The organism is Ignatzschineria larvae DSM 13226 (assembly GCF_038500265.1).
Taxonomy (GTDB): Bacteria; Pseudomonadota; Gammaproteobacteria; order Cardiobacteriales; family Wohlfahrtiimonadaceae; genus Ignatzschineria; species Ignatzschineria larvae.
The window spans coordinates 1,249,748-1,267,410 of record NZ_CP150637.1; the positions used below are offsets into that span (position 1 = coordinate 1,249,748).

General features: G+C 38.9%; 14 protein-coding genes. 6 read left to right on the top strand and 8 right to left on the bottom strand.

The genetic code is table 11. From position 1 onward, the window contains the following. Window positions 1-126 precede the first annotated feature (126 nt). Window positions 127-2,037, bottom strand: a complete 1,911-nt coding sequence (gene htpG, locus WMO13_RS05195; RefSeq protein WP_026879459.1) for a molecular chaperone HtpG — start codon at window positions 2,035-2,037, stop codon at window positions 127-129. 241 nt (window positions 2,038-2,278) lie between these two features. Then, on the bottom strand, window positions 2,279-3,313 hold the full coding sequence (locus tag WMO13_RS05200; protein ID WP_026879458.1) for a lipoate--protein ligase: 1,035 nt from the start codon (window positions 3,311-3,313) through the stop codon (window positions 2,279-2,281). Between the two features lie 157 nt (window positions 3,314-3,470). Between WMO13_RS05200 and WMO13_RS05205 the strand changes: the two genes are divergently transcribed. After that, window positions 3,471-4,073, top strand: a complete 603-nt coding sequence (locus WMO13_RS05205) for a hypothetical protein (protein WP_026879457.1) — start codon at window positions 3,471-3,473, stop codon at window positions 4,071-4,073. Between the two features lie 328 nt (window positions 4,074-4,401). On the opposite strand, the gene WMO13_RS05210 is transcribed toward WMO13_RS05205, so the two are convergent. Next, window positions 4,402-4,848, bottom strand: a complete 447-nt coding sequence (locus WMO13_RS05210) for a GNAT family N-acetyltransferase (RefSeq protein WP_026879456.1) — start codon at window positions 4,846-4,848, stop codon at window positions 4,402-4,404. A 318-nt stretch (window positions 4,849-5,166) separates the two neighbouring features. Between WMO13_RS05210 and WMO13_RS05215 the strand changes: the two genes are divergently transcribed. Next, the gene (locus WMO13_RS05215) at window positions 5,167-6,447 is read left to right on the top strand and encodes a hypothetical protein (protein WP_051396315.1); all 1,281 of its coding nucleotides are present in this window, start codon (window positions 5,167-5,169) and stop codon (window positions 6,445-6,447) included. Window positions 6,448-6,483: 36 nt separating this feature from the next. After that, window positions 6,484-6,855, top strand: a complete 372-nt coding sequence (locus WMO13_RS05220) for a hypothetical protein (RefSeq protein ID WP_026879455.1) — start codon at window positions 6,484-6,486, stop codon at window positions 6,853-6,855. Between the two features lie 87 nt (window positions 6,856-6,942). Here WMO13_RS05220 and WMO13_RS05225 read toward each other — a convergent pair whose 3' ends face one another. Together WMO13_RS05225 and WMO13_RS05230 are read right to left on the bottom strand one after the other, a co-directional pair. Continuing rightward, window positions 6,943-7,992 carry an NAD(P)-dependent alcohol dehydrogenase gene (locus WMO13_RS05225; RefSeq protein WP_026879454.1) on the bottom strand — a complete coding sequence of 350 codons (1,050 nt, stop codon included), beginning with the start codon at window positions 7,990-7,992 and terminating at the stop codon, window positions 6,943-6,945. 77 nt (window positions 7,993-8,069) lie between these two features. Next, window positions 8,070-8,780 carry an NYN domain-containing protein gene (locus tag WMO13_RS05230; RefSeq protein ID WP_245601177.1) on the bottom strand — a complete coding sequence of 237 codons (711 nt, stop codon included), beginning with the start codon at window positions 8,778-8,780 and terminating at the stop codon, window positions 8,070-8,072. 559 nt (window positions 8,781-9,339) lie between these two features. On the opposite strand from WMO13_RS05230, the gene WMO13_RS05235 reads away from it, so the two are divergent. Beyond that, the gene (locus WMO13_RS05235; RefSeq protein ID WP_026879453.1) at window positions 9,340-10,188 is read left to right on the top strand and encodes an endonuclease; all 849 of its coding nucleotides are present in this window, start codon (window positions 9,340-9,342) and stop codon (window positions 10,186-10,188) included. Between the two features lie 308 nt (window positions 10,189-10,496). Here WMO13_RS05235 and WMO13_RS05240 read toward each other — a convergent pair whose 3' ends face one another. After that, window positions 10,497-10,715: a heavy-metal-associated domain-containing protein gene (locus tag WMO13_RS05240; RefSeq protein ID WP_026879452.1), complete on the bottom strand. Its 219-nt coding sequence runs from the start codon at window positions 10,713-10,715 to the stop codon at window positions 10,497-10,499. 262 nt (window positions 10,716-10,977) lie between these two features. Here WMO13_RS05240 and WMO13_RS05245 point away from each other — a divergent pair, with 262 nt between their 5' ends. Together WMO13_RS05245 and WMO13_RS05250 are read left to right on the top strand one after the other, a co-directional pair. Beyond that, on the top strand, window positions 10,978-11,892 hold the full coding sequence (locus WMO13_RS05245; protein ID WP_169727780.1) for an NAD-dependent epimerase/dehydratase family protein: 915 nt from the start codon (window positions 10,978-10,980) through the stop codon (window positions 11,890-11,892). 255 nt (window positions 11,893-12,147) lie between these two features. Next, window positions 12,148-13,149: an FUSC family protein gene (locus WMO13_RS05250; RefSeq protein WP_051396313.1), complete on the top strand. Its 1,002-nt coding sequence runs from the start codon at window positions 12,148-12,150 to the stop codon at window positions 13,147-13,149. A 349-nt stretch (window positions 13,150-13,498) separates the two neighbouring features. Here WMO13_RS05250 and WMO13_RS05255 read toward each other — a convergent pair whose 3' ends face one another. Together WMO13_RS05255 and purD are read right to left on the bottom strand one after the other, a co-directional pair. Then, window positions 13,499-15,640, bottom strand: a complete 2,142-nt coding sequence (locus tag WMO13_RS05255; protein ID WP_156923306.1) for a BCCT family transporter — start codon at window positions 15,638-15,640, stop codon at window positions 13,499-13,501. Window positions 15,641-16,161: 521 nt separating this feature from the next. Continuing rightward, window positions 16,162-17,436 (bottom strand): phosphoribosylamine--glycine ligase, encoded by a 1,275-nt coding sequence (gene purD, locus WMO13_RS05260; protein WP_026879450.1) that lies wholly within the window; start codon window positions 17,434-17,436, stop codon window positions 16,162-16,164. Window positions 17,437-17,663 lie beyond the last annotated feature (227 nt).

Sequence of the window (17,663 nt, forward strand, 5' to 3'; positions counted from 1 at the left end):
CTTCCCTGCTTTAGGTCACTAATGTTAAGAATCTACAACTTGATCATTGACAAGTTGATGAATGCTTTAAGAATTTCTCCTACAAAGATCCCATCTTCTCAGATGCGACGTTCTCAGATATGACTATTAAGCAATCTTCTCTTTCATTAATCGATTGAGACGCGCTACAAATTCTGATGGATTATCTAATTGCGCACCTTCAAGCAACAGTGCTTCTTCATAGATTAACATTGCAATATCTTCCGCTTCACTACTATTTTTATCAGCTGCTAATGCTTTTAAGAGCGGATGTTTGGGATTGATCTCAAGCCAAGGTTTCATTGTGGGAACATCGTGCCCAGCTTCCCGTAACATCTTCTCAAAGTGCCCACTTAATGCGTGTTCATTGCGTACAAGTACCGAAGCTGAGTCCGTTAGACGTTTGGAAATTTTAACGCTCTCAACACGATCACCTAACACCTCTTTCACCCGATCCACCAATTTTTGATCTGCTTCCGAGAGATCTTCTTTTTGATCTTTCTCTTCTGCAGTTTCACCGTCGAGTTTTACATCCCCTTTGGCAACATTGACCATCTCTGTGCCGTCAAATTCGTGTAAGAATCCGGTCATCCAATCATCAATCACATCGGTCATTAAGAGCACTTCAATCCCTTTCGATTTGAAGATTTCAAGATGAGGACTATTCTTCGCCGTATTGAGGGAATCAGCAGTAATGTAGTAGATCTTATCTTGCCCCTCCTGCATCCGCTCTTTATAAGCTTTGAGCGATACGACTTCTTCATCTGTTACTGTAGAGGCGAAACGTAAGAGCGAAGCAATTTTTTCACGATTACTGAAATCTTCCCCTAATCCCTCTTTAATCACTCGACCAAATTGCTTCCAGAATGTCTGATATTTAGTTTCATCTTGGGTCAATGACTCAAGCATTGTCAATGAACGGCGAGTGAGACCTTGTCGAATTGTATCGATGGTTTTGGAGCTTTGTAAAATTTCCCGCGAGATATTGAGCGGTAAATCTTGCGTATCCACAACCCCTTGCATAAAGCGTAAATAGCGAGGAATCAATTTGTCAGAGCCTTCCATAATAAAGACACGCTGAACATAGAGATCAATACCATATTTCACTTCTTGATCCCACAATCCTCTCGGCGCGACCGCCGGCACATAGAGTAATGAGGTATAAGAGGTATTACCCTCTACACGATTATGGCTCCACGTCAGTGGGTCAGTATAATCATTCGTTAATTCCTTATAGAAGGCAATATACTCCTCATCGCTCACCTCTGAACGTTCCCGTTGCCAGAGAGATTCTGCTGAGTTGATCTGCTCAATAACCCGCTCAGTTTTGAGTTCGCTCTCCTCTTCACCCTCTTTAGGCATAATCGGCTTTTCAACAGCCATCATAATGGGATAAGCGATATGATCGGAATATTTCTTCACAATATCCTTAATCGACCATTCATTTAAGAGATCGACATCCTCATCTCGCATATGAAGTGTTACCGTTGTCCCCGCTTTTTCCCGATTGGTTGGCGCAATGGTAAACTCCCCTTGCCCTTCAGAACGCCAATAAGTAGCGCTATCTGCAGGCTCTCCTGCCCGGCGCGTGGTTAATTCAATCTCTTTGGCAACGATAAAGGCGGAATAGAAACCCACCCCAAATTGTCCGATTAATTGAGAAGCATTTTTCTGATCCGCTTCTAATTTCTCTAAGAATGCTTTAGTGCCCGATTTTGCGATTGTACCGATATTTTCGATCACATCTTCCCGAGTCATCCCGATCCCATTATCAGTGATCGTTAAGGTTTTCGCTTCCGGATCAAAGGCAATCTCAATTTCAGGATTACCCTGTCCTTCAATTAATAGAGGATCAGTCAATCCAGCAAAACGGCGCTTATCCAATGCATCTGACGCATTTGAAATCAACTCCCGAAGAAATATCTCTCTATTCGAATAGAGGGAATGAATCATCAGGTTTAAAAGCTGATTTACTTCTGTCTGAAACTGCATAGTCTCTGCACGTGTTTGATCTGTCATAATCTCCTAACTCCTAATTTTCAATCTGTTTCTGCACTATTATGAATAAATTATAAATATTGAATTTTGATGTAAGTCGCTCACTGTGGAACAAACTCCATCGACTTCTTCTAATTGTCTTAATTAATAGTGCTCATTTTCCAAATTTCAAGTCAGAGAGATTCGCTGAATTAAAAATAATCAACTCCATTCATCCTCAATTTTAACAACTACTACATTAATCACGCTCTTGACCACAATGCTATGCTAATGCATTAATAAACCACTTAGAAAACTGTGAGAGCTCAGATGCATATTGCGGGAATTGAACTTCTAAAGCGGTCACTGATGTTTGAATATCATTTACATGATAACGTTGACCTAACAACATTTCTGTAAGCTGTTCAAATGGCTCGACAAATAAGCTATCCGTAAAGATCTTGGCATCTTCAATAATACCGCCTCGCACCACATCTAGATGAATTTCAATGCCCCCCCAAGGAAAGCGCTCTGAGAGCTCATGGCTAAATTGCAAGGCTTGTCCAAAATTCCACTCCCAACTCTTCTGCTTTTCATAACGCTCTGCAAATTCAGGGATTTTTGGGGGATTCGCTTCTGAAATAAACTCCGGAATAACCGTTTCACCCTCGGCAACTTCATCTGCAAACTGTTGAAAAAAGGCTTTCTCTATCGCATCACACAGCACTTCATGGGTTAAACTTGGCACAAACTCTTTCAGATTTGCTACGCGAGAGCGCACAGAAGTAATCCCTTTCGCCGCTAATTTTTTGGGATCAGGATTGAGGTAATTACTAAGTTTCGTAAAGTCCACATCAATTAGTAACGTTCCATGATGAAATCCACGATCTGCAGTTTCCCGATATGCCGATCCTGAAATTTTACGTTGCTCGCCGTTTTGCAAGACAATTAGATCATTGCGCCCTGAGGCTTTCGCATCAATGCCTAAGGATTGTAATGCCGAGAGAATAATAGCGGTAGATACAGATTTATCATAGTCAGGTTTACCGGCCATATAGGTAAAATTACTATTTCCTAAATCATGAAATACTGCACCGCCCCCACTACTTCTGCGAGCTAAAATGATGCCATCATCCGCCATCTTCTTAGTATTGCACTCTTTCCAAGGATTTTGTCCACGGCCAATAACCACCGTATTATCGTTACGCCAAAGAAAGAGCACTTTATGGGCAGGATCCATACTTTTAAAAATAGCCTCTTCTACCGCTAGATTAAAATGCGGATTATGACTCTCTGAAATCAATAATCTTATTGCCACGAAACACTCCTATTAGTTCAATTACACTCTATCTAATCATATTCTACCCTCAATCGGCAAACTATCATTCTATGGGATTTTCCCCTATTATTCGCCTATTATTCACCTATTCGTGGTAATATTACTCTCTAAATCTAATAAGAATATGGAGTGTTTCATGAAAAAAGTTGTCCTCTTCTTAGCATTAAGTAGCGTATTAGTCATTAATCATGCTTTCGCTAAAACCCCCGTTATTACAACGCCTAATATGAATGATCAAGAGTACGCGCAAGCACTTGGATTTGAACTTCAGCCAGAAGTCGCAGCTGATAGTGATACTAAAACAGAGGATAAGAAGGAATCTGACTCAAAGGTTAAAACTGATGCGAATAAAACAGATGATAAAAATAGTACCGCATCAAATGAAAAACCACGTCCTATTGTGAAGAAGAAAGATCTTGTTTACCGTTGTGATATCTCCCTTTCTCAGCCTTTTGCCGTTGAAACTCAGCAGAAAAAAATTGAACTTGCGCTTGGCGTAGGTCAAAAAGAAGATTCTATGGTGATCAAATTGCAAAATAAACCAGTGGTCGTCAAACGTACTCACTACGATCCTGATCATCTTCACATTTGGAGTAATCCTGATGAAGTAGTTATTATGACGCTCGATGTGGATGAGGTTTATAAAGATAATTTTGTTGCCCTACAATCAGGCACGTTAACGGTATTAACGCCTGAAGTAAAAGAGGAATATAAAGCCGTATTAACTTGTAAGCCATAATCTTACGATCGATCACGACTCATAATACGCAGCGACTAGAAATATCTAGCAGTTATATATCAAAAACAGAAGCGCAAGCCCTCAAGACTTGCGCTTTTTTATGTTTCTCATTTGCCCTATCAATTTTATAGTCAATTTGGTTTAAGAAAAATGGTTTTAAACAACACTTGCAAGATGCCGGATAGAACGGCTTCCTTACTTATTACAACCGATGTGCCGGCATTTAAACAAGCTTATTTCGAACCGATATTACTATATATTGATCAGTTTTAACTTTCTGTGTTACTCAGTTTACCATCCGACAAGATAGAAGAGAGCTCGAAGAGCATTATTGTTCCCAACGCATCACCCATTCATCCGCCCCGGTTTCAGAATCCACTTGCTCAGAAATTTTCTGAAACCCATGTTTCTCATAAAAATGAATACTCCGCTGATTTTCGCTATATACAGTTAGAGTTAATGGATTTTGATGCTTCATTGCATACTCTAGTAGCGCTGAACCTATCCCCTCTCCTTGCACTTCCGGCTTTACAAAAAGTGCCGATAACTGCGCCCCATTTAAAGCATAAAAGCCACATACTTTCTGATCTCGCACCGCTAAATAGAGATCCGATGAAGGCAGATAGATATTACACATATCCGCTACTTTCGATTCCCAAAAGCTAGCAGGAATAAAATCATGCGCCTCAATAGAAGCCTCTAACCAGATATTAATAATATCCTGAAAATCTTCAGGTCGACTTAAAGGGCGAATAAGAATGGCTGAGTGGGTCATAGGGATCTCTTTCTCTTCTCTGTAATAAAGATTATTCAATAATGCTTGAACAATCATAATCGGGGGCAATAATTTGAGCGAACCATCTCATTATCATAACACGCCCCCTGAAAGTCTTGTATTGAGTACCCGCTGTTGTCTATTATACAGGCAAATTTTTACGGATATTTACGGTTTTATTTATACTATTAGCCTATGATTATCAATTTAGGGAAAAGATCCCAAAGTTTGAACATCTCCATCAAGAGATCAAACAATACAAGAGGCATAGATTTAATAACCTCGACTAATGAGGGATAAAACAGAAGGATCAATATTGTGGATTGGCAAGATTGGAAATTAAAAAATCGAGAGAAAATCAAACATATCGTTGGATATGAAGAGAAGTTTGTTGATGAAATTTTAAGTAAAATCCCAGAGATCACTCCATCAGATCTCTTTGCGCAATTTCCCTTTAAAGATCATAGAGGTCATAACCGATATATCGATTTTATGATCTTCAACCGGGAAAAGGGCTATCAACTTCCTATTGAGCTTGACGGCTACTCGAAGATTAATAATAAAGAGTATCGCGTCTTCAATGATTTCTTAGAACGGCAAAATGATCTCATTCAACAATTTGGTATCGTGCTACGCTATACCAATAAAAAAGCCTTCAGACATCAAGACGAAGTCAGAAAAGAGATTCGAAATGCCCTTCGATTACAAGCTAATCGACAAGTTACCGAGCAACTTAAACAGACTCAAATCCAAGCATTAATTGATGAGTATGAAGCTAAAATTGCCCAATATGAATCGCAACAAACCGCTGAAGTAAATAACAACGATCAGGAATCTTCAGAACATCTTAAAGAACAGCAACAAGAGATCGCTCTCGTCAAACAAAGCTTATCTCTCTTTAAACAGAATCATCTGCATGAGCTTGAAAGCATGCAACAAGCGCTCTCTAACCTTAAAAATTGGCAAAACTCAGAGCTTGGTTCTGTGACAACGGAAATAAAAAAGACGCTCTATATCGGCATCGCAGTCATTGCTATTTTACTTATCATTGGATTTCTATTTTTTAGCACTGATAAATCTAATCAGAGTAACTCTGCTGCTAACAATATAGAGATAGCAGCGGCTAATTCTCCGATCAATGAGCCTTCAGCAATGCTTCAATCTTCTGAAACGATCAATAACCAGGGCAACCTGCAAAAAGCGGATCCGCCTAGTAATGATTCTATCTCTAACAAACAAGCCTTATCACATAATGAGATAGCGCCTCATAAACAAAATGTGGCCATTTCATCCAACGACGCAACAACTTCTCCTAGCTATATTACGGCGCAAGAAGCATCTCAATATATCGGCCAATCAAAATTAGTCTGCGGTAATATCGTCGAAGAAAAGACTTTTGCAAAAGGGATATTCCTCAATTTTGACCGCCCTTATCCTAATACACCATTAACGATTGTACTTTGGGATAATAAAAATAGTGATAGTGCGCAATTACAAGCAAAAGCCACTGAGAAAAGATGGCTTTGTATTGAAGGGAAAATAGAATCTTACAAGAATAAACCTCGCATTAACTTACGCTCTTTAGAACAAATTCATTAATCCTATTAATAACAGGTTCCTTATAGGCGATTATCTATGTGTAAAAAAATCATTTGTATTGTTTTTAGTCTGCTCTGCTTAAGCGCCATTGCAAGCGCTAATGAGACCAAAATTGAGGCTTTCAAAGCGCCGTTTTATCTTAATCAATCGGTATTGGCTTGCGGAAAGTTAGCAGAAATTAAACATTTCAAGAATCGCCATTATCTTAATCTCGATGCACCTTTCCCCAAACAGACGCTAACTTTATTAATATGGGATAATCACTATCCTCAATTTGAAGAGAAATTGGGTAAACTCGACCAATATCTTAATCGCCGATTTTGTGCTCTAGGCGTTATTGAACAATATAATGATCAATTACAAATTAAATTGAGCAATCCTCATTTCCTACGCTTAATGACTCCATAAAGCATAAAAAAACCTGAGTAGATTTTAATCTGCACTCAGGTATCTATGATTCATTACAATTTTTAATTGCGAGTTAGAGCTAATTCATTATTTAAAATCAGCCACATCAATCACAAAACGATATTTCACATCGCTTTTTTGCATCCTCTCATAAGCTTCATTGATCTCTTCCATTTTAATCACTTCCACATCTGCAGTGATATTATGCTGACCGCAGAAATCTAATAGTTCTTGGGTCTCTTGAATACCACCAATCACAGAGCCGGCAATAGTGCGTCTTCCGAGAATCAATGGCACTGTATTGACTTCATCAAGATTCCCTAAATAGCCCACCAATACCAATGTTCCATTCAATGTTAACGTAGGGATATACGGCGAAAGATCATGGTTGTTAGGTACAGTGTCGATAATGAGATCAAACTGATTAGCAACAGCTTCCATTGCCTTTTCGTCTGTTGACAAGACAATATGGTGCGCACCTAATCGCTTTGCATCTTCCACTTTATTTAAAGAACGCGTAAAAAGTGTCACATCCGCCCCTAATGCATTCGCTAATTTAAGCGCCATATGCCCAAGCCCACCTAATCCTACAACAGCCACCTTACTACCTTTACCGACATTCCAATGACGAAGCGGTGACCAAGTGGTAATCCCGGCGCAGACAATCGGTGGCGTACTTTTAAGATCGAGATTCTCCGGCACTTTTAATACAAAATCTTCTGTACAGATCATCACTTTTGAGTAACCACCATAGGTTGGTCGATGATCATGCCGATCGACATCGCTATAGGTGCTAACATTGCCCTCTTCACAATATTGCTCTAATCCTGCTTGGCAAGGATTACAAGTCCGGCAAGAATCCACCATACAGCCGACAGCGACAAGATCTCCTACTTGAAATTTTGTAACCTCACTACCCACTTCCGTCACTCGCCCGACAACCTCGTGTCCCGGTACGATAGGATAAGTCGAATCGCCCCAATCGTTTTCTACTTGATGCAGATCAGAATGGCAGACACCGCAATAGAGTACATCAAACACCACATCATCCGGCCGAGGATCCCGACGCTCAAAAGTGTAAGGTCTCAGTGCATCTTTCGCCTCATACGCTGCAAAACCATTGACCGTTCTAGCCATAACAAAACTCCTTGTGAATAGTGACAATAATTCCTAAATAGGAGTATTTATTGTAGCATTTTCAAATTGACCTGTTATTACTTGCTATCATTACTCTTAGATTTATTTTGCCTATTTTCTTTAGGAATCCATATAAGATCCTTTTTGGGACTTTGGAGTCCATCGATATGTTCAAATAACTCTGGATTAATATCAATACCCATCGGATCTAATATAAAGTCAATCCCTTCCCTTCTAGCTAATTTTGCAGCAGGTACAAAATCTGCATCGCCTGCAATCAAAATTATTTGTTTAACAAGCTTTTTCAAGGTTAATGATGATATATCGATTCCAATTTTCATATCGACACCTTTTTGTCTAAAAGATGGCTCTACGTCATTTTCAGTAATATCTTCTAGTTTTTTTCTTCCTTTTAAGAGATCTTGAATAACTCTATTTTTGTAGGTCCAACTAGTATTCGTAATTTTTCCAAATCGTAAAGCTACTTTTCTCAATTTTTTAAGCTCAATATGTAATGCTGTTCTAAATAGATATTCTTTAGTCTTGGTTGAATCATAAGCAACTTTAGAAATTGGGTTATGTCCTTTATATTGAGCAGGAGGGCAATCATAAAAGAAAATTCTATAGAGATCTCTCTTTCTGCTATTTCCTTTCGCATTCAAATGAGACAAAGCATATTCAAAAATAAAAGTTGCTACTTTTTTAGAATCATAACAAATATCATCTACTTCTTGTTGGGATAATCCTTTAGGATATTTGTTGCTTAAATAACGAGATCTTTTTATCAAAAAAGCACCATCAATTCATATGGCTGTTGGCATTTAATATTACCTCAAAAAAAACAAAAGCCCGGTGGTTCGGCACTACCTTAAATAGAGTGGTAGGCTTACTGCAACCGGGCATATAATGATTTATATGTTACTTATCTACATAAATATTGTCAAAATATTTATAAGCTTATGCTGCCCGTTCGTGGTTACCTAGAAGGAATTTACTGTAAATCTAACTATCATCTTAAATTTCAAGATTTTGTGTTCTCTTACCTTTATTTTTCAGTCAGATTCAACTCATTGAATTTATGCAAATTTTTAAAGAGCAAAAAAATAGGGTTTCGATACAAAACACCCTATATAAAAATATAGTATATTATTATAGCAATATTAATTTTTTTAATTATTAATTAAAAATCAAAACAAAGTGTATTATCAAGCATAAGTATCTGAAATCCATAAGGTTGTTCATGACACTGGCTCTCTTTACTGATAAATGCCCGCTTTTCACCCATAATAACCTACTTTTTTACAGTACAATGATGCCTTTCATTATTATTCGATATTATAAAATATTATGGCTAAAAAAAGACGTACCAATAAAAATCAGAAACAAGTTGCTAATATTGCAAACAAATTCTTTCAGAAGAAGAATCCCATTTATTGGCTTTTAGGCATTATCGTGCTCATGGTGGGGGCTTATTTTACCGACTTTGATATTCGCCAATTTGAATTCCCCAAAGATCAAGAAGCTCGGCAACGGGTTATCTCTGAACAGAATTTTAATAAGGCTAAAACTGAACTTATCAAAATCTACAAAGCGCATCCTGAACAGAAAGAGTTCTATTGTGGTTGTGATTTCTCTTGGGAAGGTCGTAAGGGGATTGTTGATCTGAAAAGCTGTGGTTATAAAGTTCGTAAAAATGAGGTACGCGCCAACCGAATTGAATGGGAACATGTGATGCCAGCCCATGCTTTTGGTAATCAACTTCAATGCTGGCAAAATGGAGGGCGAAAGGCTTGTCAGTCGGAACCTCACTATAGTGTAAAATTTAATACAATGGAAGGCGATATGCATAATCTCCAGCCCGCTGTAGGGGAGGTCAATGCGGATCGTTCTAATTTTGGTTTTAATGAGTTCACGAAAACTTTTAATCAATATGGCCAATGTCAATTTGCAACCGATTTTAAAAATCGTCAGGTACAACCCCGTAATGAGATTAAAGGGATGATTGCTAGAACTTACCTCTATATGGCTGATCGCTATGGATTAAATCTCTCCAAGAATGAAAAACGTCTAATGAGCGCTTGGAATAAGAGTTATCCCGTACAAAGATGGGAATGTGAGCGTAATCGGATTATTGAATCGGTACAAGGCAATGATAATCCCTTTATTACTCAGCAATGCCAAGCACGAGGACTTTAATTCAATTAGTTATGGTAAATTTGGTGTAAAAAATGGTTTTGAGCAGAGAATAAGTGGTTTTAAAAAAAGATAAAACCTTACACAACAACGCTTGCAAGATGCCGGATAGAATAGTTTCCTTGCCTCGATCAGCCGATGCGCCGGCATTTAAATAATGCTTATTATGAACTGATCTTACTCTACATCAATTCACTTCCTCGAATAATCATTCAATAGCAAATAGCAGATCATCGAGAGGCCATCGTCGTGACAGGATGGCCTTTCCTTTTGATGAGGAATAGATTCCATTCCTCTACTTGTCAATTCGGTTATTCTCCAACAACCGTTGCGGCAAAACCAATATCATCAATGACCTCGATAATAGCGCCGATCGAGATGATCTTCTCTTCAAATTCAACTTCTGTCTCTTTCTTATCAACACTAGAAGTCGCGCTAATCACGCCATCTAACTCATTTAACGCGCCATCAATGCTAGAGGTGCAATGACCACAACTAATTTCAGGGATACTTAATACGACTTTTTTCATGGAAATACTCCTATTTGAGTTTATGATATTAATCATTCTCTTGAGGCTTTCAGATCGCTATACGAATCGAAAGCACAATGATGTTATACCTGGTACCATATCTAGTCTATCAAACTTTAACCGAAGACGTTTGCCCCATTTGCCGGCAATACATAATGCAATGTACCTCCCCTAATTCATTGCACCCACCTTGATTCTCTACTATTGTGAGCTAATTATGCCCCAATCATCTAATCATTCTCCGCAAAACTTAGTTTCCCTAATGAACAGCAAAATCACCATCATCGGTGCTGGTTGGTTGGGCTCCGCTCTAGCGCTTAGCTTAGCAGAAGCGGGTGTAGATGTAATTGCGACCAAACGACCAATGATCGATCATCAAATGATCATTGCCAATAGTCAAATTCGCTATTACCCATTTCAAATACAAGATATGGCTAATCTTAATCTAGAGAATTTAAGCCTTGAGCAAAAAGCCTATTTTGCTGAGTTGTTTAACGATCGAACGGTGATTTTTACACTGCCACCGAGTGCATTTCAGCAACAAAAAGCAAAATCTGCCCCTCAAGAAAATCGACTAACATCAAAGAAATTAACACAGGAACAGTTTAAAGAGATAGAAAATACCATTCAATCATTTCTCTCAATCGCCTTAAAATTTGGCGTAAAAAAATTATTCTATACAAGTTCAACATCTGTATATGGCAATAGTAGCGGTATTATTAATGAAGCATTGCCGGCAATCCCCCAAACGGAATCTGCACAGATTTGCCGATTGTTAGAAACTGCCTTTATTGCAAGCCCAATTCCGGCAACTATTCTTCGTCTTGCCGGGCTTATTGGCCCTAATCGCCATCCGGTCTATCATCTGAGCGGCAGAAGCAATATCGTAAGCCCTTACCAACTGATTAATTTAGTACATCAAACAGATGTCATTACCGCAATCTCGATGTTGATTACTCGAACCACTCCTGAACAAAATGAGATATACAACATCGTTTCACCCTGCCAGCCTACTCGTATTTGCTACTATGAAGCCGTCGCACGGCGCTTGCAACTTCCATTGCCACAATTTGCAGATGCGATGCCGGAACTTAAAAAGATCATTGATGGTAGCCGTATTACTGAAAATGGTGATTTTAGTTATCAGCAATTAGATTTAGTCAATGCGCCTTTATAGAGCATCTACTTATTTTTATCTCGTTCAATTTAAATAGGTTATTTCATATAAACTATCTATTTATTAGATGTTTATTATCGATATTTATTGATGATTATTAATAATTAGGCATATCGTATTTGAAATATCCTTATAATTATTTAAGCTAGTTATTGAAGCTAGTTATTTGAGCTCATCATTAATTGACTATTGTGAGGTATTTACAGAAAGCTCACGATACTATTCCCTATAATCAAAAAGGATTAACTCACGATTATGAACTTATTTCATATTCAACGCGGCTACTTTAAAGATAGCTTTGTTTTCTTAGGAAGTATGATTCTCAGTGCGTTGATTGCCGCCCAATTTATGGGATTGCGAGGCGCGATTGTTTGGACCTCTTTCTCTGTGCTTTGTACTTATTCGCTCTATAACGCTAAGCCCGATCGCTCGAATTACCTCTATCTTATTCTCTGGATGGCATTAGTGCTTGGAAGTGCTTATGTTGGGCAGATGCTCCATTTGACTTGGTGGTTTTATCTCTATCTCTTTATTTTAAGCTATTTCTACTACTATCTCTTTGGACGAGATCCTGTTTTTGACCGTGCGATGCGCTTCGCCATTATTCTATCAACCATAGGAACCGCATTACCTAAAATTACCGATGGCTTACCGATAGGCTCGGCAATTGGTACAATCTCGGCGCTCATTGTTTGCCACATTTTATTGCGCAAAAATATGGATCTTGAAGCCTTTAAACAAGGGGTTTTTAGTCAAGATCTCTTTCGGCTACAAACCCATCTGATTCCACGCGCCCTTATTTATAGCCTTGGAATGTTCCTAACTCTACTTATTCCTCATTATCTCGGCATTGAGAAAAATTATTGGGCAACCATTACCTTTGTCATGGTGATGCCACCGAAAGCCTCAACCGTTTTCCATAACTCTCTCCTTCGTTTCTTAGGAAGTATTGTGGCAGTACTTGCACTCTTTCTATTATTCCAAGTTCCACAATATCTACCGCAGATGAATGAGACTTACTATATGATTGGGCTGCTCTTTATTTTCTCTTTTATCTTGCCCTTGAGCTTTACAAAGGGATTCACGACAGTAACGTTCTGGGTCACCTGTTATAGTTTAGTGATGGTAGAACTAGGAATGTATTGGAATCACCCTGTTTTAGCGCTATTAACTGATCGTATTGTAGAAACGGCTCTTGGCGGGATTATCGCGATTATTACTAGCTGGATTCTAAAGATTATGCGTCAACAGGATTAACGAATGAAGGTGTGAATGAATCAACTTAGATTGAACATACGACTTCAACATGCATGAATCAATGAACAGATCAGTTCAAAATAAGCTTATTTAAATGCCGGCGCATCGGTTGTACAAAACAAGGAAGCTGTTCTATCCGGCACCTTGCAAGTGTTGTTGAGTAAGGTTTTATCTTCTTGTAAAATCAAATACTAGCTGCTTAAAAACCATTTTTCTTAAACCAACTTTACTATAATTTAAGGGCCTGACATAGATAAGATGATTCTCTAAGAATAACAAAAAGCCAAGATCCTTGTTAGACCTTGGCTTTTCTTTATCTCAATACTTTAATGACTATTACGTCAATTGATTACTCATTCGGATTAGAACCGACCTCATAATCAGAACGCATTTCAAAGTTTTGGATGAAGTAATGGTGACTTGTGTATTGATCCACAATATCATTCATCACATTATCTTTGGTATATCCCATAATGTCATAACCTTTACTACCATCATCGAGATAGACCTCTGCACGGAAGTATTTTTGATCTTCCTGATCTGTCTCTTCATCCATCAATGTGAAGCTTGGTTTGAGATAATGCTTCGCTTTAACACGATAGATAAAGTTTGCATTCTCACCATGATCTACTTCAAAGATAATATCATCATCTTGCTCAGTATTAATGTTGACGGTTAAGCCCTGTTTGACAAATTCCGCTTTTACTTCCTCAAATGCCGGAACCACTACCGCTTCCATAAATTTGATTACATTGCCACGACGAGGATAAACCATCACATTACGAAGACGTTTCTGCCAACCGCCAGAATCAACCGTACTTGGCTGCACATACATATTTGCTTTACTCCGAATATCGATCTTACCAATATCCATTCTAAGCGCTTTAATAAGCCCGTAGATTGAGATTAAGATTACGATACTAAAAGGAAATGCCGTTGTTGTAGAGACTGCCTGTAATGAGCCAAGGCCACCATTTAACAGTAATACAATCGCAATCACACCGGTAATCGAACCCCAGAAGATCCGTTGCCAAAGTGGTGTGACTTCCACATCTTTCTTACTTGAAAGCATATCCATCACAAGCGCACCAGAGTCCGCACTTGTCACAAAGAAGACTGCAACCATCACCACTGATATGAAGGAGATTGCACCGCGAATCCATTCAGCAGGAATAAAGTTCTGTACTGTTTCCGCTACTGGGAAATGGCTTATAAATGCGAAAAGAGCCTTAGAACTACCATCTGGTCCTAGAAGCGTCTCTTTAAGCGACAAGATATTATCTGTTTCAATCATATCAATCGCTGAGTTTCCAAAGACAGTCATCCAGAAGAAAGTAAAGCCGGCAGGAATTAAGAGGACGCCACCAACGAAGTTACGAATGGTACGACCACGAGAGATCTTAGCAATAAACATCCCTACAAACGGTGACCAAGCAATCCACCAACCCCAATATGAGATCGTCCAACCACCTAACCAACTATCAATACTCTGCTTTAATTCAGGAGAAGAAGCTGCCTCATAGCTATACATATTAAAGGTACTATTGAAGATACTTGAGAAATAGTTACCAATATTTTGCATTAATACTTCAAGCAAGAAGAGTACTTTTCCGCCAAAAAGGAAGACAAAAAGCACTAATGCGAAAGCTAAGATCAAATTGAGTTCTGATAGAAATTTAATCCCTTTATCAAGCCCCATACTGACCGAAAGCGTCGCACAAGCAGTCGTGACAATAATGAGAATCACCTGCGTAGTAGAAGCGACCGGAATCGAAGGGAAAAGAACATTCAGACCGGTATTAATCTGCATCACCCCAAAACCGAGCGTCGTTGCCACCCCGAATACGGTACCAATAACCGCAAAAGTATCGATCGCATCGCCCCAGCGGCCATAGATACGATCCCCAATCATCGGATAGAGTGCTGATCTGAGCGCAAGCGGAAGATTCATACGGAAGCTAAAGTAAGCAAGAATTAAACCCACGATACCGTATATCGCCCAAGCATGTAATCCCCAATGGAAAAAGGTAATATTCATTGCAGATTTCGCAGCTTCAATCGTCTCACCCTGACCTATCGGTGGAAGTAAGTAATGAAGTAAAGGTTCTGCCACGCCGAAGAACATGATTCCGATCCCCATCCCCGTGGAGAAGAGCATCGCAAACCAACTCTTATCACTATAAGCTGGTTCCGAATGATCTGGGCCAAGTTTAATCGTTCCAAATCGGCTTAATGCTACATAGATAAAAGAGATCAGAATGATCCCCACTGCTAGTAGATAGTACCAACCAAGATTTTCAGTAATCCAAGCTAAAAGTCCAGAAAAGAAATCCGGCGCATCAGGATGGAATATTGCAATTGCGATAATTGCAAAAATAATAACATTTGCACTAATAAAAACGGGAAGATGCAAGGAAGAGAATAAGCCACCTTCAGCTTTTTTCTCCGACTCATTCTCTGGCAAATTCCCTTTAATATTTGTTGCCACCATAGTTAATAATCCTTTCTCAACTGTTGTTAGTGAGATAAATTTTAAGATGAAGGCCCCATGCCTTCCTCTATTCTCGATCTAACTAGATCAGAAAATACTGCAAAATAATAGCACAATATCAATTAGTTCTCATGTTTACCCTTTACAATATTAGTAAATTTTCATTATTTTTTATTAATTTCAATCGTCATTATCAACCCTTCATTGGCAAAATGTTCGCCTAGAGAACACTGGGCATTTTATTACCGCTATCATCTTTTAATACTAAAAATCTTATAGTTAGAGGTGACAATAGAAAGAAGAAATAGGGATTATTACTAAATTTTACTAATATTTTACGGTTACTACTTACAGATAAACGTTCCCTATAAAAAATAGGCAAAAATTATACAATTGCTTGACACAATTCTATATAAAAAAGCCCTATCATTGATAAGGGCTTCTAACAGTCTACTCAATTGTAGCTAAAATCGTCGTTACTATAATCGCTATCAATAATCGCAATATATCCCTGTTATTCATTAACGCTTAAATTGCTTGTGACCAATATCGCTACGATAGAATGTATGGGGTACTTTTAAAGCCACCATAGTACGATAAACCTTGTCATAAGCGGATTTAAAGTCATTGGCAATAGCGACATTTAACAAAATTCGTCCACCATTACTTAAGAGCACTTCATTATCTCCGCTCTTCTTCGCTTTAACGCCAGCATAGAAGACTAATTCATCAACACCATTCATCAGCGGTGTATTAAGCGGATAACCCAATTGTGGCGCATCAGGATAACCTTCAGCAGCTAAAACAACACCTATAGCATATTGATCATGCCATTCGATTGTCGGTACTGCTTTACCGGTTAATAATCCATGAATAATCTCGATAAAGTCAGTCTTGAGAAGAGGCAAAATAATCTGCGCTTCAGGATCGCCAAAACGCGCATTAAACTCAATAACTTTGAAGCCTTCCGCTGTTAAGAATAGACCACCATAGAGAAATCCAGTGTAAGGCATCCCTTCTTGTGCTAAACCATCAACAATTGGCTGCATAATCGTCTTCACTGCCGTTGCAACTTCATTACTATCTGCCTTAAAGGTCGGTGCATAAGCACCCATGCCACCAGTATTGGGACCTTCATCATTATCATAAGCCCGTTTATGATCTTGAGCCATGACCATAGGAATCACTTGACCATTATGGACAAAACACATCAATGAGAACTCTTCTCCGACTAACATCTCTTCGATTAAGATACACGCGCCGGCCTCTCCAAAACGATTTCCCTCAAGCATATCCTCAATCGTCGCAAAAGCTTCTACGAGTGTTTCAGGAATCACAACGCCTTTCCCAGCGGCTAAGCCATCGGCTTTAATCACAATCGGTAGGCCAATTTCACCCACATAGGCTTTAGCCATTTGGCTATTGGTAAAACTTTGAGAATGCGCGGTTGGCGCACCATATTTAACCATCATCTGTTTTGAGAAATCTTTACTACTCTCAATCTGTGCAGCTTTAGCACTTGGCCCCCAAACTAGCAGATTCCGGCGATTAAACTCATCAGCAACACCGGCAACTAAACTCGCCTCAGGGCCAATAATCGTCACATCAATATCATTGGCTTCCGCCCAATCGGCGAGTGCCACCGCATCTGTTTCAGAAATATCCACTAGCGTTGCATCCTGCACCATTCCGGCATTTCCCGGCGCAACAAAGACCTCTGATACTAATGAACTTTGGGCACTTTTCCAAGCAAGGGCATGTTCCCTGCCCCCTTTTCCGACAATTAAAACTTTCATCCGATCATTCCATCCCGATTGATTGATTATAAAAAATGAGGTGTGGTGCTTTGTTACACGAAAATAGCGCTCAACTGTGCAAAATAGTAAGCATTTTTTCTCGCTTTGAAAGTATAGCAATATTATTATGCGGCTGTCAGCCTTTCCCTACTTTTCATTCTCAATCTCCAAAAAGTGACAAACATAAGATCAATAGTCTATTTTGATAACACAATAGTTGAAAAAAG

Coding starts and splice junctions, on each gene's coding strand:
- htpG (WP_026879459.1), bottom strand. CDS start 2,037: ATGACAGATCAAACACGTGCAGAGACTATGCAGTTTCAGACAGAAGTA.
- WMO13_RS05205 (WP_026879457.1), top strand. CDS start 3,471: ATGAAAAAAGTTGTCCTCTTCTTAGCATTAAGTAGCGTATTAGTCATT.
- WMO13_RS05210 (WP_026879456.1), bottom strand. CDS start 4,848: ATGACCCACTCAGCCATTCTTATTCGCCCTTTAAGTCGACCTGAAGAT.
- WMO13_RS05220 (WP_026879455.1), top strand. CDS start 6,484: ATGTGTAAAAAAATCATTTGTATTGTTTTTAGTCTGCTCTGCTTAAGC.
- WMO13_RS05225 (WP_026879454.1), bottom strand. CDS start 7,992: ATGGCTAGAACGGTCAATGGTTTTGCAGCGTATGAGGCGAAAGATGCA.
- WMO13_RS05235 (WP_026879453.1), top strand. CDS start 9,340: ATGGCTAAAAAAAGACGTACCAATAAAAATCAGAAACAAGTTGCTAAT.
- WMO13_RS05240 (WP_026879452.1), bottom strand. CDS start 10,715: ATGAAAAAAGTCGTATTAAGTATCCCTGAAATTAGTTGTGGTCATTGC.
- WMO13_RS05245 (WP_169727780.1), top strand. CDS start 10,978: ATGAACAGCAAAATCACCATCATCGGTGCTGGTTGGTTGGGCTCCGCT.
- WMO13_RS05250 (WP_051396313.1), top strand. CDS start 12,148: ATGAACTTATTTCATATTCAACGCGGCTACTTTAAAGATAGCTTTGTT.
- WMO13_RS05255 (WP_156923306.1), bottom strand. CDS start 15,640: ATGGTGGCAACAAATATTAAAGGGAATTTGCCAGAGAATGAGTCGGAG.
- purD (WP_026879450.1), bottom strand. CDS start 17,436: ATGAAAGTTTTAATTGTCGGAAAAGGGGGCAGGGAACATGCCCTTGCT.